At 59.4% G+C, this 26,258-nt stretch carries 28 protein-coding genes and 1 pseudogene; 26 read left to right on the top strand and 3 right to left on the bottom strand.

Annotated elements, in window-relative coordinates; genetic code table 11:
• Positions 1-14 precede the first annotated feature (14 nt).
• The gene (locus VB144_10965; protein ID MEA4884151.1) at positions 15-1,391 is read right to left on the bottom strand and encodes an ROK family protein; all 1,377 of its coding nucleotides are present in this window, start codon (positions 1,389-1,391) and stop codon (positions 15-17) included.
• A gap of 321 nt (positions 1,392-1,712) precedes the next feature.
• On the opposite strand from VB144_10965, the gene VB144_10960 reads away from it, so the two are divergent.
• From VB144_10960 to VB144_10840, 25 genes and pseudogenes are all read left to right on the top strand, one after another.
• Positions 1,713-1,913, top strand: coding sequence for a hypothetical protein (locus VB144_10960; GenBank protein MEA4884150.1), 201 nt, complete (start codon positions 1,713-1,715; stop codon positions 1,911-1,913).
• 235 nt (positions 1,914-2,148) lie between these two features.
• Positions 2,149-2,697: pseudogene (locus tag VB144_10955) on the top strand (SIS domain-containing protein).
• Positions 2,698-2,765: 68 nt separating this feature from the next.
• Complete coding sequence (locus VB144_10950; GenBank protein MEA4884149.1) at positions 2,766-3,008, top strand: hypothetical protein; 243 nt, start codon at positions 2,766-2,768, stop codon at positions 3,006-3,008.
• A gap of 553 nt (positions 3,009-3,561) precedes the next feature.
• On the top strand, positions 3,562-4,578 hold the full coding sequence (locus VB144_10945; GenBank protein MEA4884148.1) for a LacI family DNA-binding transcriptional regulator: 1,017 nt from the start codon (positions 3,562-3,564) through the stop codon (positions 4,576-4,578).
• Positions 4,579-4,611: 33 nt separating this feature from the next.
• On the top strand, positions 4,612-5,136 hold the full coding sequence (locus VB144_10940) for an ureidoglycolate lyase (GenBank protein MEA4884147.1): 525 nt from the start codon (positions 4,612-4,614) through the stop codon (positions 5,134-5,136).
• Between the two features lie 76 nt (positions 5,137-5,212).
• Positions 5,213-6,307, top strand: coding sequence for an ABC transporter ATP-binding protein (locus tag VB144_10935; GenBank protein MEA4884146.1), 1,095 nt, complete (start codon positions 5,213-5,215; stop codon positions 6,305-6,307).
• A gap of 32 nt (positions 6,308-6,339) precedes the next feature.
• Positions 6,340-7,437, top strand: a complete 1,098-nt coding sequence (locus VB144_10930) for an ABC transporter ATP-binding protein (protein ID MEA4884145.1) — start codon at positions 6,340-6,342, stop codon at positions 7,435-7,437.
• A gap of 202 nt (positions 7,438-7,639) precedes the next feature.
• Positions 7,640-9,088 (top strand): extracellular solute-binding protein, encoded by a 1,449-nt coding sequence (locus tag VB144_10925; protein ID MEA4884144.1) that lies wholly within the window; start codon positions 7,640-7,642, stop codon positions 9,086-9,088.
• Between the two features lie 107 nt (positions 9,089-9,195).
• Positions 9,196-10,110 (top strand): sugar ABC transporter permease, encoded by a 915-nt coding sequence (locus VB144_10920; protein MEA4884143.1) that lies wholly within the window; start codon positions 9,196-9,198, stop codon positions 10,108-10,110.
• 2 nt (positions 10,111-10,112) lie between these two features.
• Positions 10,113-10,952 carry a carbohydrate ABC transporter permease gene (locus tag VB144_10915; GenBank protein ID MEA4884142.1) on the top strand — a complete coding sequence of 280 codons (840 nt, stop codon included), beginning with the start codon at positions 10,113-10,115 and terminating at the stop codon, positions 10,950-10,952.
• 50 nt (positions 10,953-11,002) lie between these two features.
• Positions 11,003-11,971, top strand: a complete 969-nt coding sequence (gene rbsK, locus VB144_10910; GenBank protein ID MEA4884141.1) for a ribokinase — start codon at positions 11,003-11,005, stop codon at positions 11,969-11,971.
• A gap of 86 nt (positions 11,972-12,057) precedes the next feature.
• Positions 12,058-12,420 carry a EutN/CcmL family microcompartment protein gene (locus VB144_10905; GenBank protein ID MEA4884140.1) on the top strand — a complete coding sequence of 121 codons (363 nt, stop codon included), beginning with the start codon at positions 12,058-12,060 and terminating at the stop codon, positions 12,418-12,420.
• Positions 12,420-12,878 (top strand): ribose 5-phosphate isomerase B, encoded by a 459-nt coding sequence (rpiB, locus tag VB144_10900; protein MEA4884139.1) that lies wholly within the window; start codon positions 12,420-12,422, stop codon positions 12,876-12,878. The genes VB144_10905 and rpiB overlap by 1 nt, the downstream gene beginning before the upstream one ends.
• Positions 12,879-12,884: 6 nt before the next feature.
• Positions 12,885-13,163 (top strand): EutN/CcmL family microcompartment protein, encoded by a 279-nt coding sequence (locus VB144_10895; GenBank protein MEA4884138.1) that lies wholly within the window; start codon positions 12,885-12,887, stop codon positions 13,161-13,163.
• Between the two features lie 11 nt (positions 13,164-13,174).
• Positions 13,175-13,465 (top strand): EutN/CcmL family microcompartment protein, encoded by a 291-nt coding sequence (locus VB144_10890; GenBank protein MEA4884137.1) that lies wholly within the window; start codon positions 13,175-13,177, stop codon positions 13,463-13,465.
• Between the two features lie 275 nt (positions 13,466-13,740).
• Positions 13,741-14,463, top strand: a complete 723-nt coding sequence (gene deoC / locus VB144_10885; GenBank protein ID MEA4884136.1) for a deoxyribose-phosphate aldolase — start codon at positions 13,741-13,743, stop codon at positions 14,461-14,463.
• Between the two features lie 6 nt (positions 14,464-14,469).
• The gene (locus tag VB144_10880) at positions 14,470-16,065 is read left to right on the top strand and encodes an acetaldehyde dehydrogenase (acetylating) (protein ID MEA4884135.1); all 1,596 of its coding nucleotides are present in this window, start codon (positions 14,470-14,472) and stop codon (positions 16,063-16,065) included.
• Positions 16,066-16,176: 111 nt separating this feature from the next.
• Entirely contained in the window at positions 16,177-16,470 is a 294-nt protein-coding gene (locus VB144_10875) for a BMC domain-containing protein (GenBank protein MEA4884134.1), read from the top strand.
• A gap of 27 nt (positions 16,471-16,497) precedes the next feature.
• The gene (locus VB144_10870; protein MEA4884133.1) at positions 16,498-17,520 is read left to right on the top strand and encodes a phosphate propanoyltransferase; all 1,023 of its coding nucleotides are present in this window, start codon (positions 16,498-16,500) and stop codon (positions 17,518-17,520) included.
• The gene (locus VB144_10865) at positions 17,517-18,848 is read left to right on the top strand and encodes a 4Fe-4S dicluster domain-containing protein (GenBank protein MEA4884132.1); all 1,332 of its coding nucleotides are present in this window, start codon (positions 17,517-17,519) and stop codon (positions 18,846-18,848) included. Before VB144_10870 ends, VB144_10865 begins: the two co-directional genes overlap by 4 nt.
• A complete protein-coding gene (locus VB144_10860) occupies positions 18,845-19,390 on the top strand; it encodes a BMC domain-containing protein (GenBank protein ID MEA4884131.1) in 546 nt (181 codons plus the stop codon). Before VB144_10865 ends, VB144_10860 begins: the two co-directional genes overlap by 4 nt.
• A gap of 92 nt (positions 19,391-19,482) precedes the next feature.
• Positions 19,483-19,812, top strand: a complete 330-nt coding sequence (locus VB144_10855) for a hypothetical protein (GenBank protein MEA4884130.1) — start codon at positions 19,483-19,485, stop codon at positions 19,810-19,812.
• Between the two features lie 643 nt (positions 19,813-20,455).
• Positions 20,456-21,376 (top strand): pseudouridine-5'-phosphate glycosidase, encoded by a 921-nt coding sequence (locus VB144_10850; protein MEA4884129.1) that lies wholly within the window; start codon positions 20,456-20,458, stop codon positions 21,374-21,376.
• 69 nt (positions 21,377-21,445) lie between these two features.
• The gene (locus VB144_10845; protein MEA4884128.1) at positions 21,446-21,937 is read left to right on the top strand and encodes a nitroreductase family protein; all 492 of its coding nucleotides are present in this window, start codon (positions 21,446-21,448) and stop codon (positions 21,935-21,937) included.
• 59 nt (positions 21,938-21,996) lie between these two features.
• Complete coding sequence (locus VB144_10840; protein ID MEA4884127.1) at positions 21,997-23,844, top strand: M48 family metalloprotease; 1,848 nt, start codon at positions 21,997-21,999, stop codon at positions 23,842-23,844.
• A gap of 26 nt (positions 23,845-23,870) precedes the next feature.
• Here VB144_10840 and VB144_10835 read toward each other — a convergent pair whose 3' ends face one another.
• Together VB144_10835 and VB144_10830 are read right to left on the bottom strand one after the other, a co-directional pair.
• The gene (locus tag VB144_10835) at positions 23,871-24,686 is read right to left on the bottom strand and encodes a hypothetical protein (protein ID MEA4884126.1); all 816 of its coding nucleotides are present in this window, start codon (positions 24,684-24,686) and stop codon (positions 23,871-23,873) included.
• On the bottom strand, positions 24,673-25,317 hold the full coding sequence (locus VB144_10830) for a sigma-70 family RNA polymerase sigma factor (protein MEA4884125.1): 645 nt from the start codon (positions 25,315-25,317) through the stop codon (positions 24,673-24,675). Before VB144_10830 ends, VB144_10835 begins: the two co-directional genes overlap by 14 nt.
• 271 nt (positions 25,318-25,588) lie before the next feature.
• Here VB144_10830 and VB144_10825 point away from each other — a divergent pair.
• Positions 25,589-26,258: inositol monophosphatase family protein (locus tag VB144_10825; protein MEA4884124.1), on the top strand; the 670-nt coding region annotated here is incomplete at its 3' end.

Here is a 26,258-nt window from a genome sequence, read left to right as displayed (position 1 = left end):
GCCCTTGCCTGACCTCACGCCTGATCTGCGCCGGTTGCGGTTGCTGAGTCGGCGCCGCAGCTTGCGCCGGTTTCGGTTGCTGAGTCCACACCGCAGCTTGCACCAGTAGCGCGGACGAGGTCTGCAATCTTGCCCAGAGCCAGCATCTCCTCGAACACCAGAGCCGCGGCGCCTATGGAGCTTGAGTCTTCACCCTGGGCTGAGGGCACGATCTCCGGGAGGTTCACCATTGTGGTGAACGCGCGTTCCCGGACTGTCTTCCTCACTTCGTCGAAGAGGATATCCCCTGCTCTGGCGACTCCCCCGCCAATCACTACGAGTTCTGGGCTGAGCAAGTTCACGGCGTTAGCAATCCCGATTCCAAGGTATCTACCAGCTTCCCGCACCAGCATTTCTGCCAGGGCATCTCCTTGCTTGGCGGCCTCCGACACGACTTCGGCAGTGATCGCCTCTATCCTCCCGCCGACCATCTCACGTATCCTTGTGTTCGAGCCTGTGGATACTGCCCTGATAGCTGACGCGGCTATGGCCGGACCAGCCGCCATGACCTCGAGGCAACCCCGGTTTCCGCACGGGCAGATCGGCCCGTTGGGATCGACTGTCATGTGGCCGAGCTCACCTGCGCTCCCCTGCCTGCCACGGTATATGTCGCCATTCACAATGATCCCAGCTCCGATGCCGCGGCCAACGTTCACGCATAGTATGTCCTCATAGCCTCGTCCCGCGCCGAACATTGCCTCTCCCAGGGCCATGGCGCGCGCGTCATTCTCAACCCAGCATGGCAGGGAGAACTCCTTGTGGAACAGCTCAACGATGGGAATATCGGACCATTCTGGTATGTTCGGAGCGAACAGCGATATCCCGCGCTCAGCATCGATGAGGCCAGGCATGGAAAGCCCTATGCCGACGATCCTTGGCCTAGCATCGGATTCCGCCCCGAATGCGGTGCTTGCGGCGCCGATGGCTTCATGCGTGGCCTCAATGAGCCTGGAGATGATGGCCGCCGGCCCCTCCTGAACGTCGAGTTCCAGGCGTGTTCGGGAGACCACTGTCCCTTCGAGGTCAGCAACGACGGCGATCACCTTGGTGACGCCGAGGTCAACCCCGGCGATGTAGAAGGCTTGAGGGTTGAACTCCAGTATGACCGGGGGACGTCCGCCACTCGATTCGCCGTAGCCGACCTCGTGGGCTATCCCTGATGAGATCAAGATCGAGACTACGCTCGACACGGTGGCAGGTGTCAAACCAGTCGCACGCGCAATATCGGCCCGGGATAACCCATGTGTGTTCCGGAGTACATCAAGCACAGTCAGGACATTGATACTCTTGAGGAGCCGCGTGTCATTTGCTCCCCCGCTGGCAAGGCGACGGGGGTGCGCTGCTCGTTCCATCTTCCAGACTCACCTCAGGATTCTCAGCACAATGTTTAGAAGCTGAACAAAGAGATATTCCCCACTCTCATCGCTGTTCCTGCTTGGCTTGTCTGCCGATAGCTAATACGGCAGCTAAGCCAGGCGAGAAATCGGCGCCTGCGAACATGCAGCGATGATTGTCTGCAGGATTCCCTATAAGCGCGCAGAAAACCAAGTATCCAATGATAGTGCGGGGGAAGATGAGGCCCATGCTAAGGCGTACTACGTCGCCAGGTCCGGGGCTGATGCCCTTGCATCATACATTGTGGATAACCCCGGGAACCTCTCGGCGGCTCAAAGGTGAACGAAAGCGGGTCCGAGAAGCAGTTGCACATGTACTACTCTGGAACCGATGCGATCTCCGTAGAAGGGGACACGAAGTTCCGTGGGTCGGTGTTTGCACAGAAGGCCTCAGTCAACATAGTCGGGAGCGGCGGGATCACAGGGCATATCATCACTGGAGAGCCTCAAGTCAATATCACTGGCGACGCGCGTGGCTAGGACTTCCACTGGCGATATGTGCCATGTACTTCAATGCCATGAATGGGCTGTCGGCGGCGGGCAGGAAAGTAGGAGAGGGAAGCTGTCGCACACGGAATTGAGGACGCCACGTGCAAGCGTTATGGAGGAGAGGGATATGGGGCAGGAGGATCTTCAAACACAGACCGGGACTGATGCCTCAGAGTGGGGTAGCTCGGAGAAGGCTGATCTCGTCGAGATCGGACGCCGCGTGCTCATGAGTGAGTCGGCCATCCTTGCCGAACTCGCACATGGGCTTGATGATGGTTTCCGGTGTGCTGTTGAACTTGCGCTTTCGTGCCGTGGCCGCGTGATCGTGACTGGGGTAGGAAAATCGGGCCTCGTTGGCAGGAAGATCGCCGCGACTCTGTCCAGCACAGGGACCCCGGCCTTCTTTGTGCATTCTGCTGAGGCAGTCCATGGCGACCTAGGGATGGTGACGGCGGATGATCTGGTGATCGCCATAAGCAACAGCGGCGAGACTGAAGAAGTCGTCAGACTGATCCCATCTCTCAGGATTATAGGCGCGAAGATCGTTGCCATGACGGGCAACCCGGAATCTTCTCTCGCCCAGGCGAGCGACGCGCGGCTTGTGTGCGCCGTGGAGCGGGAGGCTGATCCACTGAACCTGGCCCCCACAAACAGCTCTACTGCCGCTATCGCCATGGGAGATGCCCTTGCAGTTGCACTCATGACAATCAAGGGGTTTCGTCCGGAAGACTTCGCAAGATACCACCCAGGCGGAAGCTTGGGAAAGAAGCTGCTGGCAGAGTGGGGCACACGTTCGCAGAGATGACCTTGCCTCTCGCATCGAGAAGGGAGTACCGAACGGCAATGGACAGGAAACCACGCGCAGCAGTTGTTGGGAGCTTCATGATGGGCCCGGTGGTCCGGGCGCCTCGCAGGCCTGCCAAGGGTGAGACCCTCATAGGCACAGGATTCGACCTCGAAAACGGCACGCACCCGGTGCGCCTCCGGGCGAAATCGGCGGCAACCGTCTGCTTCTGGTTCTGCCAACTCTCAATGTCGATGAAACCAGCACTGTCGTGCGATCAATGCGACTCAATTGGACCTTGACCGTGGGGTCAGTGTCCAATTCGTTGACATTGACGATTCGTTGTCCGTGACCGCGGTTCCCGTAACTTCCATCGTTCGGCGGGGTCAGTTGGGAAACCGCGTCTAGCACTGATTCGTGCATTCCATTTTCCCCCACATGCCGGCCCAAGCAAACTCCCAATCGTCCATCTTGCCGGGCCGCACACCCGCAGGGCCTCAATGTCCAATCTATCGACACTGCCGCCGTTTCAACGTCGGTTCCATCGACATTGAACTCGTCTCACTGCTGGATCCGTCGGCATTGTCGGTCCGGGATTCGGTCACGCCTCGCGCAGGAATTCACTCAAAATTCGGGATTCAAGGCTCAAGGCTCAAATCGGGGCTTGACAGTGACAGAACACGCCGGTAAAATGTAATCGAATACATGACCTGTGTGGGTGTCCGATATCGCTTGCCACAGCATAATACCTGTACCAAGTGGATTTGTTCCTACAAAACGCCGTATAGCTCCTGGATTATCGACTTATTGGCCTCCCAAGTCTGTATTCGTTTACACGAATCGGAGGATCACAGTATGAACCTGAAAGATATCGCGCAGATGGCCGGTGTGTCTACTGCGACTGTGTCGAGGGTGATAAACCAGAGCGGCCCGGTCTCCCCCGATACGTACCAGAAAGTGCTCAAGATCATTGAAAAGCAAGGGTACGTCCCCGATACGATCGCCAAGAGTCTGAGAATTGGGCAGACCAAGACCATCGGATTTGTTGTTCCCGACATATCAAACCCGTTTTTCCCTGAAGTGCTGAACGGCGCCGAAGCGGTGTGTGCAGGCTATGGCTACAACATCATCCTCGGCAACACAAATGAGGACATCGCCACTGAGGAGAAGGTCGTCAGGAGCCTGAGGCAGCAACGGGCTGACGGCCTACTGATGATCCTGGTGGATGAATCCGGAGGCACGCTATCGCAGGCGCTTCTCGGCGCCGATCCAGATCTTCCAATAGTCTTCATCGACAGGCACATCGAGAGATTTCGGTATGACTCAGTAGTGATCGACAATGAGGCAGGTGTGGCACAGGCTGTTGAGCACTTAGTGGGTCTGGGCCATTCCAGGATCTCGATCATCCACGGCCCGGTTGGCACCACGCCTGGCCTAGGACGTTTGAAGGGCTATAGGAAGGCCATGAAGGCCGCTGGCATTCCCCACGTTGAAGAGTATGTAGCTGAGGGCGATTTCCGGATCAGGTCCGGTTATGAGTTGGCTGGACGCCTCATGTCTCTCCCCGTCCCTCCCACTGCCATCATAGGCGGCAACAACCTGATGACCATGGGCATATTCCAGCGCCTGAACGACATGGCCGTCAGTATTCCAGATCAAGTTTCGCTTATCGGATTCGATGATTTTCCCCTTGCTGCGAACCTTACCCCCGCAATAACTGTTGTGGATAGGCCCACGTGCGACATGGGACGAATAGCTGCGGACCTGCTGCTCTCACGTGTTGAGAAGCGCGATCAGAGCGCTGTGCGTAAGGTGGTTCTGCCTACGAAGCTCAAGATACGCAACTCGTGCAGGAACATTGTAGGCTCCTAGCGTGCGACAATTACGTTCTGGAGGTGCAGTGTCATGGCGACCAAGGAGATCATCGTACCGGTGTTCAAGCCTACCCCAGAGAACTTCAAACCCTTCGGCGCCATACTGAAGGCCCCGCGTGTGGCGCCGTCTGTCGACATTCCCGGGGTGCTCAACTACTGGGACGAAGTGGCGAACCTCAACCACGGGAAATGTCAGCCCGAGCTGGGGTTCCTGACCACGATGTTCCGCCCGTTCGATTTCTGCGAGATGGAGCGGCACGTCCACAGCGATGAGGCGTTCATCCCGCTGGAGAACAAGGCCTTCATCTTCGCTCTCGCTCCAGCATGCGACCCTGCTGATCCGTCTGCCATGCCCGATCCTTCCAAAGTCGTGGCCTTCATCATCGATGGATCGTTCGGAGTGAATCTGAATGTCGGTGTGTGGCACTGGGCGCCGTTCCCGCTCGCAGACAGGATCAACCTTGTCCTAGCACTCCGCAGGGGAACTCCGGCGGAAGATATCGACATGTTCAATTTCTCTGAGAAGCTCGGCGTTACATTCAAGATCGCTCTCTGATGCCCATGCCCCACGGCAACACATCGGACAGCGCAGTTGGTCCCTTGAGGAGATGCTCTGATAGGAGTTGGGATTGATGGCTGAGGTCGTCCTCAAGAATGTGAGCAAGAAATACGGTCAGCTGGAAGCGGTCAAGAATCTGAGCCTTGACTGCAAGGACGGAGAGTTCGTAGTGATCCTAGGTCCATCGGGGGCTGGGAAGACGACCACACTGAAGATGATCGCCGGGCTTGAGAAGATCACAGCCGGACAGGTCTTCATCGGTGGCAGGGAAGTGAACCAGCTCGAACCGCGCCAGAGGCGCGTGGCTATGGTGTTCGAGAATTACGCTCTCTATCCTCAGGCGACTGTGTACGAGAACATCGCATCGCCCCTCAGAGCCGCTCGCGTGCCACAGGCTGAGCTGGACAAGCGAGTGAAGCAGGTAGCTGGTATGCTCCAGATCGATCAGTATCTCGATAGGAAACCCGCGAACCTCAGCGGCGGTCAACAGCAGAGAGTGTCGTTCGGACGAGCCCTAATCAAGCAAGCCGACGTGTACCTGATGGATGAACCCCTCACTCACCTCGACGCCAAGCTGCGTCACGAGATGAGGCGTGAACTCCGCAGGATGCACAGTGAGTTGGGAACGTCGACGCTGTATGTGACGCACGACTTCCGCGAGGCCATGGCCCTCGCCGACAGAATGCTGGTGCTGATGAAGGGCGAGGTCCAGCAGGTCGGAACTCCGTCGCAGATCTACTATGAACCGGCGAACGAGAGAGTTGCCGATTTGATCGGCGAACCTCCCATGAACCTGCTGCCGTGTTCTCTGGTTCACAAGGATGGCGGCGTCCACTTCGATTCGCAGTGGTTCTCGATGCCTGTGCCAGAGTCGATTCTGCCAGCCATTGGCCGCATGCCGAACTCTGGAGAGGTGCATATCGGCATACGCCCAGGCGACATAAGAGTGACAAACGAGCCGGCGAAGGGCCGAGGCTTCAGGGCAGAGGTGTACGTTCTGGAACCCCTCGGCGGAGTTGCGGTGCTCACCGTCAAGATCGGCGGGAGTCTATGGAAGATCAGGGTCTCCGATGAATACACCGCCAATATCGGGGATGTCGTATGGATTGAGCTGGCCCAGGATAGGCTCCATGTTTTCGACGCGGCGTCGGGCCTCAGGATCATCTAGCCGACGACTGTTGCCGCAAGGGAGAGTTGTCTATGGGAACTGTGGTTCTTCGGAATGTGTGGAAGCACTACGGAAACGTCGAGGCGGTCAAGGATCTCAACCTCACATGCAACGAGGGCGAGTTTCTGGCGCTCCTCGGCCCGTCAGGGTGCGGCAAGAGCTCGACGCTCCGTATGATCGCAGGCTTGGAGAAGGCGACCCAGGGCGTCATCACAATCGATGGGGAGGTTGTGAACGATCTCGAGCCAAGGCATCGAGATATCGCCATGGCGTTCGAGTCGTACGCGCTCTACCCTCACCTTACAGCATACGAGAACATCGCCTTCCCGCTGAGAATCCGCGGGATGTCGAATTCAGAAGTCGACAAGCATGTGCGGGAAATCACCGACATGCTGAGCATCTCCGATGCCCTGACAAGCCTGCCACGGAACCTAAGTGGCGGGCAGCAGCAGAGGATTTCGTTCGCGCGTGCCATGGTGAGGCCAGCACGGGTGTATCTGATGGATGAACCCCTGTCTCACCTGGATGCGAAGCAGCGAAGCCAGCTCAGAAGCGAGCTGAAGAGGCTGCATCAGCTGAAGGGGCTCACCATCATTTTCGTCACCCACGATCAGATCGAGGCCATGGCAATGGCCGACAGAATAGCGGTCATGAACAAAGGCGTGCTCCAGCAGGTCGCAACTCCCCGAGAGGTCTTCAGCAAGCCGGCGAACCTCTTCGTTGCTGACTTTGTTGGGGAGCCGCCCATGAACCTCCTTGACGTGAATGTTGAACGAGACGGGAGCGGCGTGGCCCTGAAAGGCAGCGGGTTCGCAATTAGAATCTCCGATAAGCGTCTCGCGGATGCTGCTTCCCGGGCTATCGGATCTCGAGCGGTGTTTGGAGTCAGGCCAATGCACGTGCAGTCTGAGAGGGCAGGCCAATCGTGTGGAGACCTCACGGCCAGAGTGCTGGCGTTTGAAGGCCTAGGAGATACGGCCATCATCACGCTTCAACTCAACGGTTCAATGGTGAGGGTCGAGACAACCCCTGATGATTCTGCGAACCCAGGCGAGGATCTTGGCCTCAAGATCGATCCCCGCCATATGCATCTGTTCGATCAAGAGACCGGCGTCAACATGTTCTGCTGATAGATGCATGAGCGTGCTCGCGGTTCGGCCGTCGAGGCCAGCCTGTGCGCGGACCAACCGCTAGTCCCTTCGCGCGATTGATTACCGTGGGGAGGTGAGGAGGGGAACAGGGAGAGTCGCGTCCAGACGCGTAGAGGAAATCGCTGTGGGTCTGAGTTGACTGATGCGAGACTAAGTCATTGCCGAGGAGGTCAGCCAAATCATGAAGAAGAACAGGTTAATGCTCCTGGTGCTGGTTGTTCTCGCTGTGGCGCTTATGACCGGCGGAACCGCCGCCCTGAGCGCTCCTGCCAAGCCGTTCAACAACGTTAAGATAACGGTGTTCGGTGATGCCGGACATAACCTCAAGCCCTTCGACTGGTACAAGGACAACATCAAGAACGAGTTCGGGATCATCATCGACGAGGTGGTGGGAGTCCCCTTCACCAGCGTCTACGAGAAACTGAAGACGGAGTTCATCGGACAGACTGGCGCGTATGACCTGGTCATATTCTACCCCGCATTCCTCGGAGAGTTCGCAGGGCTCGGATACCTAACCCAGCTCGATACATATGCGAAGAAGTACGATCCCAAGCTCGACGACATCTCGACTGGAGTGCGCGAACTCAACTGCAAGTACGGCGGCAAGCTTTACGCGCTTCCGTACGACGGCGACGTCCTGAACCTGTACTACCGCAAGGATCTATTTGTCAACGCGACTGAGAAGGCGAACTTCAAGAAGCAGTTCGGCTACGAGCTGAAGGTCCCCGATACTTGGGATCAGTTCAACGACATCGCTAAGTTCTTCACCCGCAAGAAGGGTGAGACCCTTGCCGGTCAGGCTCTGAAGGAGGACTTCTACGGCTCTGCCGAGCTCGCGGCCCGCGGTTTCTCCTACGCCTGGTGGCTGGCAAGGTTCGGAAGCCTGGGCGGCGTGTATTTCGATGAGAACATGAAGCCCATGATCAACACGGACAAGGGCGTGAAGGCCCTTGATCTCATGAAGACGAGCATCAAGTACTCACCGCCGGACGTGATGGCTTACGGTTATGAGGAGCTCAAGAACGCCTATCTCGATGGCAAGGTCGCGATGATGGTGCAGTGGTCCGACGTTCAGAAGAAGGCGCAGGACCCTGCCGAGTCCAAGATCGTGAACAAGTCGGGCATCGCCCTGATGCCTGGCATCAAGACTGGCGATAAGATCGTAAGGAGCGCCCCGATGCCGGTCGGCCGCGTCCTGGCTGTTCCTAAGAGCGCCAGAAACCCAGAGGCTGCGTACGCTGTCGCCAGGTATCTCTCGGTTGAGACGAGCCTCCACGACGTATCCACCTCAGAGACTGGCCTCGACCCGTACCGTAAGTCCCACGTGGCCAACCCGAAGGCTTTCGCTGCCCTCCTCGGTACCGAGGAAGCCGCGAAGGATTACCTTGCGGTGGTCGGCGAGAACCTAGAGAATGCATTCCCAGAGATCAACCTGCCCGGAGCAGGCAATTACCAGGATGTCCTTGACCTGTACATCAACAAGGCTCTGAGTGGCGAGATGTCGTCCAAGGCCGCGCTCGACGCCGCAGCCAAGGAGTGGGAGCAGATCACCAAGAAGCTCGGCGCCGAGAAGCAGAAGGAACTCTATCAGAAGACAGTCGAGACATGGAAGGCACTGGGCATCTGGTAACAGCCGCCTAGCGCTGCTGCGGGGCGGTTTGCGACCAACCTGGGCAGGCCGCCTCGCCCCATCCTAGAGTACGTGTGAATCAGTCAGCGGAAAGGAGACTCCCAATCATGAACCGAGGGACCGCTGCTGCAAGCGGACAAAGCGACTCCGGCCTCTGGATCGACAAGCGGCTTCCAGTGCTTTTCATTGCGCCGACGGTCATCATCCTGCTGGTCTTGGCGATTGGACCTCTCTTATTCACGTTCGGCGTGAGCCTTACCAACTGGGAATTAGTGTCGGCGGCCCCGCCGAAGTTCGCATGGCTTGCCAACTACATACAGGTTCTCACTGATGCTAGGTTCTGGAATTCCATGAAGAACACACTGATCCTCCTCGTAGGTGGAGTCGGGCTGCAGCTGCTGTTCGGGCTGATCACGGCCCTGCTGCTCAACAGGGAGTTTCGATTGAAGAAGCTAGTCACGTCTTTGTTCCTGATACCGATCACCATCGCCCCTGTTGTTGTCGGGTTCCAGTGGCGGGTAATCTACCACGAGTCCTTTGGTCCTCTGAACTACATCATCAGGCTTCTGCATCTTGGCAACGGGAGGGCATGGCTTGCTGACACCTCCACTGCTCTCCTGTCGATCCTGATCGCTGAGGTCTGGCAGTGGACACCGTTCGTCACGGTTGTTCTCCTAGCTGGCCTGCAGTCGATCTCCCCGAGGGTGTACGAGGCCGCCAACGTGGACGGCGCGTCTCCAATGAAGGTGTTCTGGCGCGTGACTCTGCCTCTGCTGAAGCCTACGATTATCATTGTTACGCTCTTTCGGGTAATGGACGTGTTCAAAATCTTCGACCTGGTGTTTCTGCTTACAGGAGGCGGCCCGGGGTCGTCATCTGAGTCGGTGAGCCTCTACACCTATATCACTGGGTTCAGATACTTCAGCATGGGCTACGCCACGGCACTAGCGGTCATCCAGCTGATGATAGTCACTGTCATATCCAAGAGACTCGTCAAGATGATGACCCCAGGGAGGGCATGAGCATGAATACAATCGAGACGAGAAAGCGCAGGAAGTCGACGAACGTTCTTGTATATGCTGCGATAGCCGTCCTGCTGATCATAAACTTGTTCCCAGTGTACTGGATGTTCATCGGCTCTCTCAAGGCCCGATCAGAGGTGTACACTAATCCTCCTGTGTTCTTCCCCAAGAAGCTGCAGTGGTCAAATTTCACCAGCGCCCTAAATAGGGGCGGCGCCCGCGGAATACGAAACAGCCTGATTGTGGCTGGCACGGGAGCTGTGCTCTCGGTAGTCCTGGGTTCACTTGCGGCCTACTCAATAGCGAGGTACAAAACTGGCGGAGACGGGCTTTCCTTCTGGATTCTCTCTATCCGAATGGCGCCGCCCATTGCAGGGATCATACCGGTCTTCATGATAATGCGGTACGCGCGTCTGCTGGATAAGCATGCGGCCCTGATACTGGCGTATTTCCTCTTCAACCTGCCGTTTGCGGTATGGCTCACTAAGGGTTTCTTCGAGGATATCCCAGCGGACATCGAAGGCGCGGCCCTGGTGGACGGCTTCAACCGGCTTCAGGTGTTCTGGCGCGTGGCCCTTCCCCTGGCCGTTCCGGCACTGATCGTCACTGGGCTGTTCTGTTTCATCTTCTCATGGAATGAGTTCCTCTTCTCGTTGGTCCTCACAAGATCCAAAGCTGTCACCCTTCCAGTCATCATATCCGGAATGGTTGGCGGACACGAGATCATGTGGGGTGAGATCTCGGCTCTGTCGGTGCTTACATCGCTGCCAGTCACCATCCTTGCAATGCTCCTCCAGAAGTACCTGGTGCGCGGGCTGACCTTCGGCGCCATGAGAGGATAGCGACTGCCATAGACCGCAGCCTGGCGGCTGCAAGGAGAAGAGGCGAGCATATGCCAGTTGAACGAGGATCGTTGAACCCTGGGACAGCCGAACGCAGGCCCAGGATCACCATAGTGGGGAGCTTCATGACTGACCTGATGTCCCGCTCACCCCATCTCCCGGTTCCGGGAGAGACCGTGATGGGCGGGCCGTTCCAGATGGGGCCGGGTGGGAAAGGCGCGAACCAGGCTGTGGCCGCGGCGAGGCTCGGCTCTGATGTGAACATTCTGGTTTCGCTTGGGAAGGATCAGTTCGGCGACTTCGCCTACAACAACCTGCTAAGAGAGGGCATAGGAGTCGAGTTCGTGAAACGCGTGGAGGGCATGAGCACTGGGGCCGCCCTCATCATAGTGGATGATGCGAAGGGCGAGAACATGATAGTCGTCGCCCCAGGCTCGAATAGCGCTCTAGGTGCGGACGATGTGGACAAGGGGATACAAGTGATCCTTGACTCGGACTATGTCCTGATGCAGCTGGAGATCCCGCTCGAGACTGTGGAATACACTGCGAAACTCGCCCATGCTAGCGGAGTCAAGGTGATCCTGAACCCGGCTCCAGGCAGACCACTTTCTGATGAGCTCCTACGCGCTGTGGATGTGCTGACTCCTAACGAGACTGAGGCCAGCATAGTGAGCGGCATCACGGTGACTGATCTGGCAACTGCCGAGCTAGCTGGAAAGGCGCTAGTCCGCAGAGGATGCCCGACAGTGATCGTGACCATGGGTGGGCTCGGAGTGCTGGTAGTGGATGCAAACGGTGCTCAGCATGTGCCTGGATTCAAGGTGGATGTTGTGGACACAACTGGGGCGGGCGATGCGTTCAACGGCGCCCTCGCAGCGGCTCTTGCAGAGGGCTTGGGCATGCGCGATGCTGCACGCTGGGCGTGCGCTGCGGCGGCGATATCGGTCACGAGGATCGGCACATCCGTTGCGACCGCTCATCGCGATGAGGTGGAGGCCTTCCTCGCAGGCCGACCGTGACATGGCGCTGCAGCGGGGCGTATGCGCTGCTTGACGCCCTGTCTCTGATCTGAGAGTATAAGGTACTGGCAGGGGGTGACAGGCTCTTGATCGCTGCGAGGGTTACTGGGACTGTAGTATGCACTCGGAAGGACGAGAAGCTCATCGGGATGAAAATCCTTGTGGTGCAGCCAGTGAACATGACCGACATGTCGGACGATGGGAAGCCACTGGTGGCAATCGATTCTGTTGGCGCGGGGCAGGGAGAGGTAGTCCTGGTGGTGGCAGGAAGCTCTGCTAGGCAGACAGGTCGGACGCAGAATACCCCAACTGATGCAACGATTATGGCTATTGTCGATTCCATTGAGCTTGCGGGAAGGTGGATCTTCCGCAAAGGTCGGGAGGATTCGGCGGACGTCGGCGGCTCCACCAGCGCTCATGGTGTTGGGGTTCAGGGAGGCAGCCGATGATGAAGGTTGTCATCGCATCCGATCACGGCGGGTTTACACTCAAGGAGGAGCTCAAGAAATACATCGCTGAGCTTGGACACGATGTGGCCGACTACGGTGCTCACAGCCAAGATCCTGTTGACTACCCCGACTTCGCGTTTCTGGTCGCAGAGGCTGTAGCTGCAGGAGTATGCGATAGGGGCATCATGATCGACGGAATCGGCGCTGCTTCCGCTATTGTCGCCAACAAGGTGGCGGGGATCAGAGCGGCGTCGTGTTCAGATACGTTCACTGCCATGATGAGCCGCGCGCATAATGACTCGAACGTCCTCACCCTCGGGGCGAGAGTGATCGGAGGGGGCCTTGCCCGCGAGATCGTTCGGACCTGGCTTTCCACAGAGTTCGAGGGCGGGAGGCACATGCGCAGGGTGACGAAGATCATCGATTTCGAGCGCCGGCGCTTTGCGCCCAAGGAGTGAAGGCCTGTGTACACGGCTAAGGTTATCGGGCACGTTGTTGCGACACAGAAGGACCCGAACCTGTCGGGGACGAAACTCCTTGTTGTGGTGCAGGTAGATTCGACGGGCAGGCCTATTGGGAAACCCCATGTGGCTGTGGACACGATCGGCGCTGGCGCCGATGAGTTCGTGACCATCGTTCGGGGCCGCGAGGCTGGGATGCCTCTTCCAGCTCCCATGGCGCCGGTGGATGCGGCTGCGGTAGGTATCATCGACACCATGAGCCGTGTAGTGCGGAACGTGTGAGGTGCGGAAGGGTGAACCTGGCTATGGTGGTGGGAACCGTGGTGGCCACTCAGAAGAATGACCACTTCGTAGGCTCGAAGCTCCTCATATGCGACGTGTGCTCGCCTGATGGAACGCTCTCAGGCTCTGAGGTCGTGGCCGTCGATACAGTCGGAGCGGGCGCGGGCGACTACGTGGTGGTCGTATCGGAGGGCAACTCCTCACGGCAGGCGATGAGGAGCGCGGATGCTCCGATTGACGCAACCATTGTTGGGATTGTAGATAGAGTCGATGCGGCTGGCCGCACCATGAAGGTGTTGTAAGCCGCTGGTCTGTTCCGCGCCGATTTGATCGGCGCGGTCTCTCTTGGAGGTGCTGTGTGGTGGATCTTGATGAACTGATATCTCGAATTACCCGAGAGATGCTGCCAATGCTCTCGGCGTCGTCGCGGAGCGCTGCCGGGGCAGGGGCTGAAATGGGTTCGGGCTCAGGCCGCTCTTCGGACGGCCCGCACGGCCCATCGTGCGAGGGTGCATCAGGGGAATGCACTGGGTGTGGGATGTGCGTGGGCAAGAACCCTCTGGCTGTCGGGCAGGTGATGGATGCAGGCGCCGCCAGAATAAGTGCGCACCCGGGAACGCCCAAGGTCGGCGCGGGTCTCGCGGCCATGATCGACCACACGCTTCTCAAGCCTGATGCAACTGAGTCGCAGGTGAAGAAGTTGTGCGAGGAGGCCCTGGAGTACGGGTTTGCCTCCGTATGCGTGAATCCGACCAACGTGGCCCAATGCGCAGCCATGCTGCGAGGGTCGCGTGTTAAGGTTTGCACGGTGATTGGGTTCCCGCTCGGAGCGACAACGCCGACCGCGAAGGCTGTCGAGACCCGCGACGCCATAGCGAACGGAGCTCAGGAGGTCGACATGGTCATCAACGTGGGAGCGGTGAAATCCGGCAACTACGATCTGGTGAAGCGGGATATCCAGGCCGTGGTGGATGCTGCCGCCGGAAAAGCCATGACCAAGGTGATCCTTGAGACGGCCCTTCTTTCAGATGAGGAGAAAGTCAAGGCCTGCCTCATCGCCAAGTATGCAGGAGCGGATTTCGTGAAGACCTCCACCGGCTTCGGACCAGGCGGCGCCACTGTCCATGATGTCGAGCTCATGCGGAAGACAGTCGGCGTGAGCATGGGTGTGAAAGCAGCCGGCGGCATCCGCGACACTCAGACCGCTCAGAAGATGGTTGCAGCCGGGGCGTCGAGGGTGGGGGCGAGTGCGAGTGTCAGCATTGTCAAGGGTGTAGCCCAGGATGGGAAGGGGTACTGACGAGCCATGGCCGACCAGGATCTCGCTTCCATTGAAGAGGCACGGGCTCTTGTGGAGAAGGCAAGCAAGGCCCAGGCGCGATTGCTCGATTTCACGCAGGCGGACATCGACCGTGTGTGCGAGCGGATGGCCCGAGCCGGTTTCGAAAACGCGGGCAAGCTTGCGGCGATGGCGGTTGAGGAGACCGGGATCGGAGTCGTTCGGGACAAGGTCACCAAGAACGAGTTCGCCTCCAAGACCGTGTGGGAGCATATCAAGCCTCTTCGAACCGTGGGGTTCATCTCCGAGGATCGGAACAGGAAGGTGGCGGAGATAGCCGTCCCGCTAGGGGTAATCGCAGGCCTTCTTCCCACTACAAACCCTACATCCACTGCGATCTTCAAGGCTCTGATCGCGGTCAAGTCGAGGAACGCAATAGTCTTCAGCCCGCATCCGCGGGCCGCCAAGTGTACGTTTGAAGCGGCCCGGATCATGAGCGCCGCCGCCATCGAGGCGGGAGCGCCAGATGGCCTGGTGAACTGCATCGAGAGACCCACTATGGAGGCCACCGACGAGCTCATGCACCACAAGCTCGTGGCTGCAATCCTGGCCACAGGCGGAACTGCGATGGTGCGCGCTGCCTACAGTTCGGGCAAGCCTGCGTTCGGCGTCGGCCCCGGCAATGTGCCGGCGTTCATCGAGCGGACTGCCGATGTTAGGCAGGCAGTGGCGAACATCCTGGCAAGCAAGAGTTTCGATAATGGAACGATATGTGCGTCGGAGCAGGCAATAGTCGCGGAAATCGCGGTCGAGGCTGAAGTCCTTCGGGAGCTCTCCGCGCAGGGCGCCTACATCTGTGATGAGCGGGAGAAGGCGGCCTTGGAGCGTACTGTTATGATGCCGAACGGCGGCATGAGCGCTGCGGTGGTGGGGAAGAGCGCGGCTTTCATCGGGAGACTCGCCGGGATCACCGTGCCGGATGGCGCCAGAGTGCTCATTGCCAGATGCTCAGGAGTGGGCAGGGAGCACCCACTATCAGCGGAGAAGCTCTGCCCGGTGTTGGGCTTCTACACTGAGGCCACCTGGGAGGCTGCATGTGAGCGCTGCATTGAGCTGCTCAATTACGGAGGCCTGGGCCATTCCCTGGTCATACATTCCCGAAACGAGGGAGTGATCAGGGAGTTCGCACTGAAGAAGCCGGTGAACCGGATCCTCGTGAACACCCCATCCTCCATGGGAGGCATAGGCTTATCCACAGGGCTCGACCCATCGCTCACCTTAGGCTGCGGTTCGTGGGGCGGAAACATCACATCGGACAACGTGGGACCGCTGCACCTGATAAACAAGAAGCGCCTGGCATACCACCTTGGAGGTATCGAAGTAGTTCCGCAGACCGCGAGCACCATGGTTCCAGGTTGGAATGCGCCTAGGCCTGTGCCTGTGCCTGGGTTTGCGACTGGATCTGCGACTGGGCGTGAGCCTGTGCCTGGGTTTGCGACTGGATCTGCGACTGGGCGCGGCAGGGTGTTGCAGGCGACGGCGGCAGAACGCGAGGCTTTGCGGCGCCTAGACGATGCGACAATCGCGCGTCTGGTTGACGCGGCACTTGCCGGGATGCTGTAGCCTATCGCATGGCTCATCACTGATTCCGCCTGGTTCTAGAGGGTTGGTTTCATCGAGACACAGCACCGGGCGGATTCGGTCCGGCGGTGCGCATCAAGAGGAGGAAGAGTAATGGAGATCGCATTGGGAATGATCGAGACCCGCGGCCTGGTTGGCGCCATCGAGGCGGCAGATGCCATGGTGAAGGCGGCAAACGTTCGACTGATTGGCAAGGAGCAGATTGGCGGAGGGTTCGTCACAGTCATGGTCCGCGGAGATGTCGGCGCAGTGAAGGCAGCGGTTGAGGCCGGAGCGGCAGCGGCAGCCAAGGTTGGAGAGCTGAAGTCGGTCCACGTGATTCCGAGACCACACGGAGACGTAGAGATGATCCTGCCCAACAAGGGGCAGCGCTCGGACGCGGAGTAAGGCTGACGTTTGGGGGGCTCTCCCATGATGGGCTACGAGAACGGAAGGGCCGCGGCGGCTCTCGACGCGGCCTGTGGCGCACCGGTTCCGATCGGTGTTTCAGCGAGGCATGTGCACCTCTCGGCTGAGCATGTTGCCGCTTTGTTTGGACCGGGCCACGCACTCCAGCCGAGAAAGGGACTATCCCAGCCTGGGCAGTTCGCTGCGGAGGAAATCGTCGTCGTGGCGGGTCCCCGAGGAGCGTTAGCGCAGGTTCGCGTGCTCGGGCCTTCCCGGGGCGTGACCCAGGTCGAGCTTGCGGGCACGGACTGCATCGCCATCGGGATCCAAGCGCCGGTTCGCGATTCTGGCGATGTTCACGGCTCTCCAGGCGCAGTGCTGGTTGGGCCGAAGGGTTCAGTGGCCTTGTCAGAGGGCGTGATCATTGCATCGAGGCACCTGCACCTGACTCCGCTGGACGCTACGGTGCTCGGCCTATCCGATGGTGACTTAGCTTCGGTGCTTGCTGGCACTGGCCGGCGCTGCACTGTGTTCGACGGCGTGCTCTGCCGAGTCAGCGGTTCATATCGTCTGGAATTCCATATCGACACCGATGAGGCCAACGCCGCGGCATGCACAAACGGTGACATGGGCTGGATCATGGATCTCAGAGCGGCTGTTGGTGCACGGGCTGTGCCTGGCGTACTGCCGACGCACGCACCAGCAGGCCAGGCCGGAATGGCGGACACGCGGGCCGGAATGGCAGACGCACGGTCCGGAATGGCAGACACGCGAGCTGGAATGGCGGACACGCGAGCTGGAATGGCGGACACGCGGGCCGCTGCGGCTGGCGCGACTGCCGGGGTCGCTGGGGCCGGTGAAACCGGGGGCGCAGGCGCACCAGCACGAACACAGGCCATGGACTTGACCTTCCGCAGCCTGATTACGGAGGACGACATCCTGACGGCATGGCGCGCTGGCTGTGCGGTGAGGATTCGCAGGGGCGCTATCATCACACCTCTTGCCCAGGATGCTAAGAGGCAGCGGGGAGTGGAGCTGATTACGGCTTGAGCGATTATCCATCTTACGCAGGAAGAATCGAAGCCGCAGGTGTTGTGGGTGCTGGCGGCGCGGGGTTCCCTACCCATGTCAAGGCCCAGGGAACTGCTGAGATAGTCATCGCAAACGGCGCAGAGTGCGAGCCGATCCTGGGCAAGGACAAAGCATTGATGCGGGCCTACCCCGGGCAGATCGTTGCGGGGCTCGTTGCCATGATGAAGTCGGTGAATGCCGAGAAGGGCGTCATCGCCATCAAGCGCAAGAACACCCGCGAAGTTGAGGCCATGAAGGCCGCCGTTGCGAAGATGGATTCGATCAGTGGCATAAGTCTCGCTGTCCGGGAGCTCGACGATTTCTACCCAGCAGGGGACGAGCACGTTCTTGTGTACGAGCTCACTGGGCGAATCGTGCCTGCGGGCGGAATCCCTCTTCATGTTGGCGCAGTTGTGAATAACGTGGAAACGCTTCTGAACGTTGCGCGTGCAGTGGACGACGGATCGCCAGTCACTCACAAGTTCGTTACCCTTGGGGGTGCGGTGGCACGTCCGGGGACCTATCGTGTGCCACTGGGGACTAGCTTCGCGCGGGTGATCGACGCTGCGGGCGGCTACAGGCCCATGCCATCCAGGGATGGGCACAGTGAGGCCGGGCTCGGCACGTTCGGAACTGTGGGCGCTGCGCGGGCGGGAGGGCAGATTGAGCCCCAACGCATCTATGAGGCGCTTGCAGATGGCCCCATGATGGGGACTATCATTCCGCCAGAGCGGAGCCTTGAGGCGGTGGTGGTCACCAAGACCACGTCAGGGGTTATACTCGTTCCACGGGGGCATCCGATTCTCACAGAGCGCAGGCAGTCCATCGACCATCAGGTCAGGCTTGCCCAGTCCGCGTGCATACAGTGCACGCAATGCACTGATGCGTGCCCCAGATTCCTGTTGGGCCACGCGCTGCGGCCACATATCATAATGAGGACCCTCGGTTACCGGCGACCCAGCCTCCCCGATGATCTCGACCGCTACCCCGACCTGCTCATGGCGGGGCTATGCACCGAGTGTGGAGTATGCAGCCTCGTGTGTCCGATGGGGCTGTCGCCGCGTCGCGTGAATGGGCAGATCAAGCAGGCGATGGCACAGGTCAAGGTGAGGTGGCGGGGCGCCTCCGGCGGCGAGGTTGTGCACCCCGCGCGAAAGGGACGACTGATCCCGTCGGCAAGGCTCGTGGCTCGGCTTGGGCTCTCAGGGTGCGTTCGGGACGCTCACGGGAATGCGCATGGCTATGGAACTGGGCGGGGCGCTGCTGATGGCGCGTTCGGCGCCGATGAGGAGCTGATAGAGCTGTGAACGCAATAGGTATCGTGGAACTCATCAGCATCGCTCGAGGATACGCTGCAGCGGATGCCATGCTGAAGGCTGCTTCCGTGGAGCTCCATGCTGCGAAGCCTGTGTGTCCGGGGAAGTTCGCTGTGCTGGTGTATGGGAGTGTCGCTGAGGTTCAAAGCTCCGTCGCCGCAGGGGTGGATGCGGGCGGGCAGTTCGTTGTAGACCAGCTTGTCATTGCGAATATTCACCCATCGGTTTGGCCCACGATCATGGGGGTGGCGGCGCCGCCTTCCATAGAGTCGCTGGGCGTGGTTGAGACCTATTCCATCGCCTCTACGGTGCTTGCGGCTGATGCTGCTGTGAAGGCCGCTGCAGTCGATCTTGTGGAGGTGAGGCTAGCTCTCGGCCTCGGCGGGAAGGCCTTTTCGATGGTGACTGGAGAGGTCGGCGCAGTGCAGGCGGCAGTTGAGGCCGCTCGGGCAGCTGCATCAGCACGAGGCCTTCTCACCGAGAGCGTGGTCATCCCAGCGCCAGCCCGTGGGCTACTGGAGTTCCCAATATGAACCATTGGCGGCAGATTATCGCATATGAATCAGGGCTGTTGGATTGCTCCGTCTGAGCCTGGGATATTGGAGCGCTACATGGAGGTGAGCGTATGCCGAACCCCGCACTGATTACCGCAGCGGATCTCGCCGGAAAGAAGGCAGGAGACCGGGTCGATGTGGCCAAAGGAACTATTGTCACTCCTAGCGCCTGGGACTACGCGCATGAGCATTCCATCTCGATCATCGTAGCTGATGGTGGCCTCGTGATGGTTGGCCATGCGTGCGCGAGCGAGGCGGACGAAATCGCCTCGCGCATTGTGAAAACCATAGTTGGGCAGCTCCGTGCTGAGCTGGGGCGGGTTCCAACACGCGACGAGGCCATCGCACTCGTCCGAGCTGTGGTAGAGCGCGCGCGCACGGAGGCGCATCTGGCGCCCTGAGTCCTTGGCATCCAAAGTCATATCATCATTCCCACAGCCAATCCTGTGTGTAGTACGGAATTCGTACAGGTTCGCCGTGCAACCAGTACGGAATTCGTACGACCCCAGACCTCATCCGTCGAAAACCGGGATCGAGAGAGCGCGGCAACACCTACATAACGGCAACATATGTTCATAATGCCTGCAAATATGCCATATTTTGAAAGCGTTGAGCAGCTTTTGAGGATCGTCCGACGGTTTTACCTTCAGCGTTGTACGGAATCCGTACTGGCATCCGGTGTTGGCAGTACGAATTCCGTACAGGTCGCTCCATGAAGCCTGCCTCGGGAATCTTGTCCGGGTTTCGGTTGGCGCAGCACCACGGCACGCCATGGCACGATGCAGCGTGGGGCGGAAAAGCACAACGCCAACAGCGCAGCACCTGCAGCATAGCGCGGCCCAGCCCAACTCAATGCAGCCAAGCACAGCTCAGCGCGGTGCAGCCAGTTCAGCGCGGCCCAGCCCAGCGCGGCTCCTGGGGTGAGTTCGCGCCCCGGGCGTGCAGTGAAGGACTCCTGTTCCGTCTGTGGAATGATATTGCGTAGCGCGGCGGTGCTGCACATGGAGAATGTCCAAGGAGCTGTTGGTATTGGATTGCTGCAACATGTCGTGGGTTGTCAGGGATGAGGTTCTTAGGGCCATTGAGAGACGGAAACCTGTCGTTGCCTTCGAATCCACGGTCCTGACTCACGGGCTTCCGTATCCGGAAAGCCGCGAGCTCGCTCTCAGGGTGGAGGCCATCGCCCGCGAAGAAGGGTGTGTGCCGGCTACCATCGGTATCCTAGATGGCGTGATTCATGTCGGCATGAGCCCGGATGAGATCGACGCGCTCGCCTCTGGCGGGAGTGCGTTCAAGGCCTCAGGGTTCGACTTGCCTTTCATCGTGGCATCTGGCCGTTCCGCAGGAACGACGGTGTCCGGCACCCTGGCTATCGCCGAGCGCGCAGGGATTCACGTGTTTGCGACTGGCGGGATCGGGGGCGTGCACAGGGGTGCGGATGAAACCTTCGACATCTCTCACGATCTTCAGAGCCTGGCCAGATCCAGAGTCATCACGGTGTGCGCCGGCGCCAAAGCTATCCTTGATCTGCCCAAGACGTTGGAGTATCTGGAGACATCAGGCGTGTGTGTGATCGGCTACCGCACTTCGCGCTTTCCGGCATTCTACTATCGCGACTCTGGAATCCCACTGGACTATCGAGCCGACTCGGTCGGCGAGATTGCCCGCGTGTTCGCTGTTCGTGAGCAATTGGGCCTTGAAGGCGGAATCCTCGTGGCAGCGCCTGTGCCGGAGGAGAGCGAATTTCCTGCTTCCTCAGTGAATGAGGCGATCGAGCGCGCGCTTTCCGAAGCAGCTGAGCGCGGGGTGCGAGGCAAGGGCGTGACTCCATTTCTCCTTGCCAGGCTGGCGGAGATCACCGAAGGCCGTTCCATCGATACCAATCTCGCTCTGCTGGAGAACAACGCACGAGTGGGCGCCGGAATCGCAGTGGCTGTCGCGGGACATCATCAACATCACAGCTAGCTGCGTATCGCCGCCGGGAGGCCGACTTGTGGGGCGGATCGAAGCAGACGCTGATAGGGAGGCAAGCATATGGAAGCGATAGAGGCCATCAAGACGCGCAGGAGTGTAAGGCAGTACCTTCCGAAACCAGTGCCCAAGGAGATAATCGAGGAGATTGTGGACTGCGGAAGGCTGGCGCCAAGCGCAAACAACGATCAGCCCTGGGAGTTTGTCGTAGTCACGGGGCAGGAGAAGAGGGAGGCCATTGCAGCGGCTGCGACCTACGGCAAGTTCATTGCAGATGCTCCAGTATGTCTCCTGGTGTTTGCCAGGAATACCCGCCATTTCCTGGAGGATGGTTCGGCTGCTATGGAGAACATGCTAATCGCGGCCCACACCCACGGGCTCGGAACATGCTGGATCGCAGGTGCGAATACCGCATATGGCGCCGAGATCGCGAGGATATGTGGCGCTCCAGCCTCCCATGGGCTGGTCGCGCTCACTCCATTGGGCTATTCAACTGATCGGCCTACCGCATACAAGCGCAGCCTCGAGGAGGTTATTCACTGGGAGGAGTACTGAGGCCACGCGGGGGCATGTCCTATCCGGCGACGCTAGGAAATAGTGGCGGGCACGCTGCTGTGGGCGTTACTGGAGAGGCACAACGAATCATTGCAGCCTGCGTTGTGATTATCGGAATAGTTGCTGCTGCTCTGCTGCTGGAACTGCGCGTGCCCGCGCCGATTGTTTGCGCCCTGGCGCGTGCAGAGGCGAGCACACGGCAGGAGTTGAGTGGCGAAGCCCTGGCAGCGCTCGGTTCATACATACAGAGATGCTCATCCATGAATCTCTTCGACCTTCCCCTTGAGCAGATGAGGCGCATCGCGTATGCAGAGCAGAGCGGTGTCCAAACTGACGATGCTAGCCGCGATGGACGGAAGGTCGCTGGTACAGGAGGGCAATCAGGGCAATCATCTGAGGCGGCGCTCGCGAAGCAGGCCCATCAGATGATCCTGCGGGAAAACGGCGGCGAGTGGAACGCCGAACTCCATGCGCGCAGGATAGCAAGGATCCTTGGCGCGCTTGCCGAAGTGTCCGAAGATTCGCCATCCGCATACCGGGTCACTATGCTCGACGATTCCCGGATAAACGCTGTATCTACTGCCGATGGCTGCATCTACATTACGCGAGGGCTAGTAACCACCTCAACTGATGACGAGATCGCCCTCGTTGTTGCCCACGAGATGCATCACATACGATCGGGGCACTGGGTCGGTTGGCTCGGCCTGGACGGACGCGGATCTCGATCCGCTCACGACTCGCAGGCAGAGGCCTCTCAGGCCCTGTATCATGCGGGTGTTGTGGCTTTTGCCGGAAACGCCTCCACCTCCTATCAGCAGGAGTTTGAGTCAGACGCCAGCGGCGTGCTGCTGGCGTCCTTGTGCGGCTTTGAGGGACAGAGAATGTACCGCGCTCTCACTCGACTTCCCGCGATGCCCGTCACCAGCCATCCCACCGTCTCCGACAGAATTGCGGGCGTGAGGGATCTGCTCAACGCAATGGAGAGCCCTGCGTGGATCTATGCATTCCACCCGGTGGAGGTTGCCCGAACGGCGGTGTGGACGGCGATGGCTGCTGCTGCTCCAAACGTCGATGTGGTGTGGACTGCGCCCGGACTGGGAGCAGTCGCCGATGCCTGCAAGAGGCTTACGCAGGTGGTTGGCGACACGGAATTCGAAATGAGGACATCTGGGTGGCTCGGCCCCAGTTGGCCATATGGGATGCGCGGGCAGCTAGTGGGTCGCGTGGCCTTCTTTGCGGATACCCTGTGTGCAGTGGACGTGGCCGTGGATACAACCTTCGGCCGCGGCACTGCCGGGACTCCCGGTGTGGTGTGTGGGCGCGTCTGGCTTGCCAAGCAGGACGGGATCTGGAAGCCCATAGTGGCGCAAGCGCTCCCGGTCAATCGGGGTATCAGGCTGACCTCTCCCGAATGGAATAGCGTTCCGGATGGTTTACGCGTTCCACGACCATATGCAGATGCTGCGCCTGATCAAGGAAATGGTATGGAGAACACGCAGGCTCTTGCCAGTGACGTGCTGGCGGCTGCGAAGAGGTGGCGCGACACAGCGGTCGGCCGGTTCTCCGACCATCTCGCAACTTACTCCCGAGGGCCACTGGACCGTACGCCAGTCGTCTACGGCAGGTTCGGTCTCATCGGCGATAACGCGGTTCAAGATAGTGATCGGGCGGGCGATGATCAAGGCGGAACGCTGGAGGCCATCGGCTGGGCGAGGTTCATGAGCGGACGGAGAGGTCGGCTTCGGGTATGGAACGCGAAGTGCGACGTATACAGTCCAACCCTGGCGACTGTCACGTTCTCCTCGGCACTCAGCCTCGGCGGACTGCCCATGACAAGCAACGCCACCCGGCTCACCCTCGTGCTCGAGGATGGCGAGTGGCGCGTGGCGGGTGTCTCCCTCAACTGAGGCATCGCCTCTCTGTGGTGAGTATGCTAGTTCAGGCTGAACCTCACGATCACAACAACAGTGTCGGTGGTCACCTGGACCGGCCTGCTGATTTCCGCGGGGTGCACCACTTCAAGCCTAGTCAGCACGTGATCTAGGACGTTGCCGGGAATTGTCATAGACACCGCGGTTCCCGCAGCGCTCGCAGTGCCCGCAGTGCTCGCAGCGCCGGACGTCTCAGCCTCTTTCGAGCCCACATGATCCACGGTGATGGATCCCCCAGTTTCCGCTGCTATGCGTTTCAACTCAGCCTCTGCCTCATCGGAGAACGGAAGGCGCGAGACGACATAGACGTTGGATTCGCCTCCGATCTCCCAGGGTCCGAAACCTAGCGCCTGGCTCCTGGAGGCGCCGAGCATGGCTCCGTACGCACCCCCCAGCGGCTCAGTGGCCCCAGCTTCCTGGATGGGTTCAACCGCTGCCTTCGGCACTGCATTCAACGACAGCGGCGATGGCTGTGAGGGCTTCGAAGACGCCGGACCTAGGAGTGCTCGTGGAGCATCGGCCACACTGAATGGGGCATCCGGGCGAGGGAGCCTGAACCAGGATCCTGCCGACACAACGAGGATGATCGCCGCCGCGATTGCTCCTAGCGCTGCGAAGCTCAGTGTCATCCCAGGTAGGCTGAATAGCGACCTCCTATATGCAGAACGCCTCTGCGCATCGGATCGGGCTTGTGCGACGAACTCCTCCCTCAGGGCCTCCCTGAACTCGGGCCTCGGGGAGGGAGCGAACCTCAACGCACGCACAAAAGCACGATCCTGATCGTTGTCTATATCGCGCTCGAAATTACTTGACCGCATCTGCTCTCACCTCTTCTGTCGAGCACTTCGCTCTAAGCGCAGCAATGGCTCGGTTAAGCCGGGATTTCACAGTTCCAAGTTCCACGCCGAGCTTATCAGCTATCTCCTGGTAACTAAGCTCCATCACATACCTCAGCTCGATCACAGAACGCTGCTGAGCTGGGAGGAAATCGAGCTTGCCATATACATATCTGGCGAAATCCTCATCACATGCCTGCTCCTCTGGGCTGGGCGAGTCATCCTCGATCTCCCTGCGGATGGAATCGCCATCGTCGGTGCGCAGCTCCTGGTCCAACGAGACGTGCTGGCGCCTGCGCCGAACCAGATCGGTTATCGTGTTGTTGGCCACAGTGTATACCCAGGTCGAGAATTTCGCCTCTCCACGGAAAGAATCGAGCGACCTGCACAGTTTCAAGAAAACTGCCGATGCCGCGTCCTCCGCATCAGCACTGTTCCTCAGTTTCGCGTAGGCCAAGCGAAAGACACGGTCGAAGTACCGGTCGTATATGATCTCCATTCCCTCGGGATTGCCCGATAGGTGGAGCTCGATCAACTGCTCGTCTGTGAATTCCGAAAGCACCTGGCTCACCCCTCCGTCGCCGTACGCGCCTTCCGTAGTACTACGGCACAACCCTCCGCAATCCTCCATGCCAGTACTGGGTAGACTGTGGCGGGAGAGGGATTTGGCTCCAGAGAGTAGTCTGCTGCATGGTATGACGCCGGCAACCTCTGCGGGTTCCATGGGATGCAATAAGGAAACAAGTGGAACAATGGGGCAGAACAGAATGAGGAAACAAGTGGAGCAATGGGGCGAACAGCAGGATTCCGTTGCATGACGACGAAACCTGACCCGATCTGACGGACTCACAGTCCATTACGGAGGTAGGATACGATTGCGTTTTGTGGCGCGCGAGATAGACGCTGCCCGTGATGCTGCGGTCAGAGCGGGTCAGTATCTCAGATGCAAGCTCGATCATGTGGAGGATATTCAGTTCAAGGGAACTCGTGACCTCGTTACCGAGGCCGATAAGGAATCGGAGAGGATGATAATATCCGCTCTTCGGGAGGCCTTTCCACAGTATGGCATCCTGGCGGAGGAATCCGGAGTTGTTGCCCCTGTCGGCCTAGAGCGGAGCGTGGGGCGAGCCAGGGAGCTTCCCGATGCCAGTGCGAGAGAAGCGAAAGCGCCGGATGGGCCCGAGGCCATGTGGATCGTGGATCCACTTGATGGCACCACGAACTTTGCACATGGGCTTGGGATCTTCTCCGTATCGATAGCCCTCGCCCGTGGAGGGGCGCCCACCGTGGGCGTGGTGTACGATCCAAGCAGGGACGAGCTCTTCTGGGCGGAGGCTGGTTCAGGGGCGTACTTGAACGGACGGCGAATCCATGTCTCCAGTACCAACACTCTTCTGCATTCGATGTTGGTCACCGGTTTCGCGTACGATGTGGCGACAACAGAAAACGACAACCTCGACCATTTCTCGCACTTCGTGAAGAGGGCTCAGGCAGTGAGAAGGCTGGGCTCTGCTGCGCTCGACATGTGCAATGTGGCCTGCGGCAGGTTCGACG

The sequence above is a fragment of the Clostridia bacterium genome, from assembly GCA_034926675.1.
Lineage (GTDB): Bacteria > Bacillota > DTU025 > DTU025 > DTU025 > JAYFQW01.
Note: the sequence above shows the minus strand (reverse complement) of the source record. Positions and strands in the feature narration are given on the sequence as shown.

Excerpts from the sequence above, each read along its gene's own strand:
- VB144_10965 (MEA4884151.1), bottom strand. The coding sequence starts at position 1,391 with ATGGAACGAGCAGCGCACCCCCGTCGCCTTGCCAGCGGGGGAGCAAAT.
- VB144_10950 (MEA4884149.1), top strand. The coding sequence starts at position 2,766 with ATGGACAGGAAACCACGCGCAGCAGTTGTTGGGAGCTTCATGATGGGC.
- VB144_10945 (MEA4884148.1), top strand. The coding sequence starts at position 3,562 with ATGAACCTGAAAGATATCGCGCAGATGGCCGGTGTGTCTACTGCGACT.
- VB144_10940 (MEA4884147.1), top strand. The coding sequence starts at position 4,612 with ATGGCGACCAAGGAGATCATCGTACCGGTGTTCAAGCCTACCCCAGAG.
- VB144_10935 (MEA4884146.1), top strand. The coding sequence starts at position 5,213 with ATGGCTGAGGTCGTCCTCAAGAATGTGAGCAAGAAATACGGTCAGCTG.
- VB144_10930 (MEA4884145.1), top strand. The coding sequence starts at position 6,340 with ATGGGAACTGTGGTTCTTCGGAATGTGTGGAAGCACTACGGAAACGTC.
- VB144_10925 (MEA4884144.1), top strand. The coding sequence starts at position 7,640 with ATGAAGAAGAACAGGTTAATGCTCCTGGTGCTGGTTGTTCTCGCTGTG.
- VB144_10920 (MEA4884143.1), top strand. The coding sequence starts at position 9,196 with ATGAACCGAGGGACCGCTGCTGCAAGCGGACAAAGCGACTCCGGCCTC.
- VB144_10915 (MEA4884142.1), top strand. The coding sequence starts at position 10,113 with ATGAATACAATCGAGACGAGAAAGCGCAGGAAGTCGACGAACGTTCTT.
- rbsK (MEA4884141.1), top strand. The coding sequence starts at position 11,003 with ATGCCAGTTGAACGAGGATCGTTGAACCCTGGGACAGCCGAACGCAGG.
- rpiB (MEA4884139.1), top strand. The coding sequence starts at position 12,420 with ATGAAGGTTGTCATCGCATCCGATCACGGCGGGTTTACACTCAAGGAG.
- deoC (MEA4884136.1), top strand. The coding sequence starts at position 13,741 with ATGGATGCAGGCGCCGCCAGAATAAGTGCGCACCCGGGAACGCCCAAG.
- VB144_10880 (MEA4884135.1), top strand. The coding sequence starts at position 14,470 with ATGGCCGACCAGGATCTCGCTTCCATTGAAGAGGCACGGGCTCTTGTG.
- VB144_10875 (MEA4884134.1), top strand. The coding sequence starts at position 16,177 with ATGGAGATCGCATTGGGAATGATCGAGACCCGCGGCCTGGTTGGCGCC.
- VB144_10870 (MEA4884133.1), top strand. The coding sequence starts at position 16,498 with ATGGGCTACGAGAACGGAAGGGCCGCGGCGGCTCTCGACGCGGCCTGT.
- VB144_10855 (MEA4884130.1), top strand. The coding sequence starts at position 19,483 with ATGCCGAACCCCGCACTGATTACCGCAGCGGATCTCGCCGGAAAGAAG.
- VB144_10850 (MEA4884129.1), top strand. The coding sequence starts at position 20,456 with ATGTCGTGGGTTGTCAGGGATGAGGTTCTTAGGGCCATTGAGAGACGG.
- VB144_10845 (MEA4884128.1), top strand. The coding sequence starts at position 21,446 with ATGGAAGCGATAGAGGCCATCAAGACGCGCAGGAGTGTAAGGCAGTAC.
- VB144_10835 (MEA4884126.1), bottom strand. The coding sequence starts at position 24,686 with ATGCGGTCAAGTAATTTCGAGCGCGATATAGACAACGATCAGGATCGT.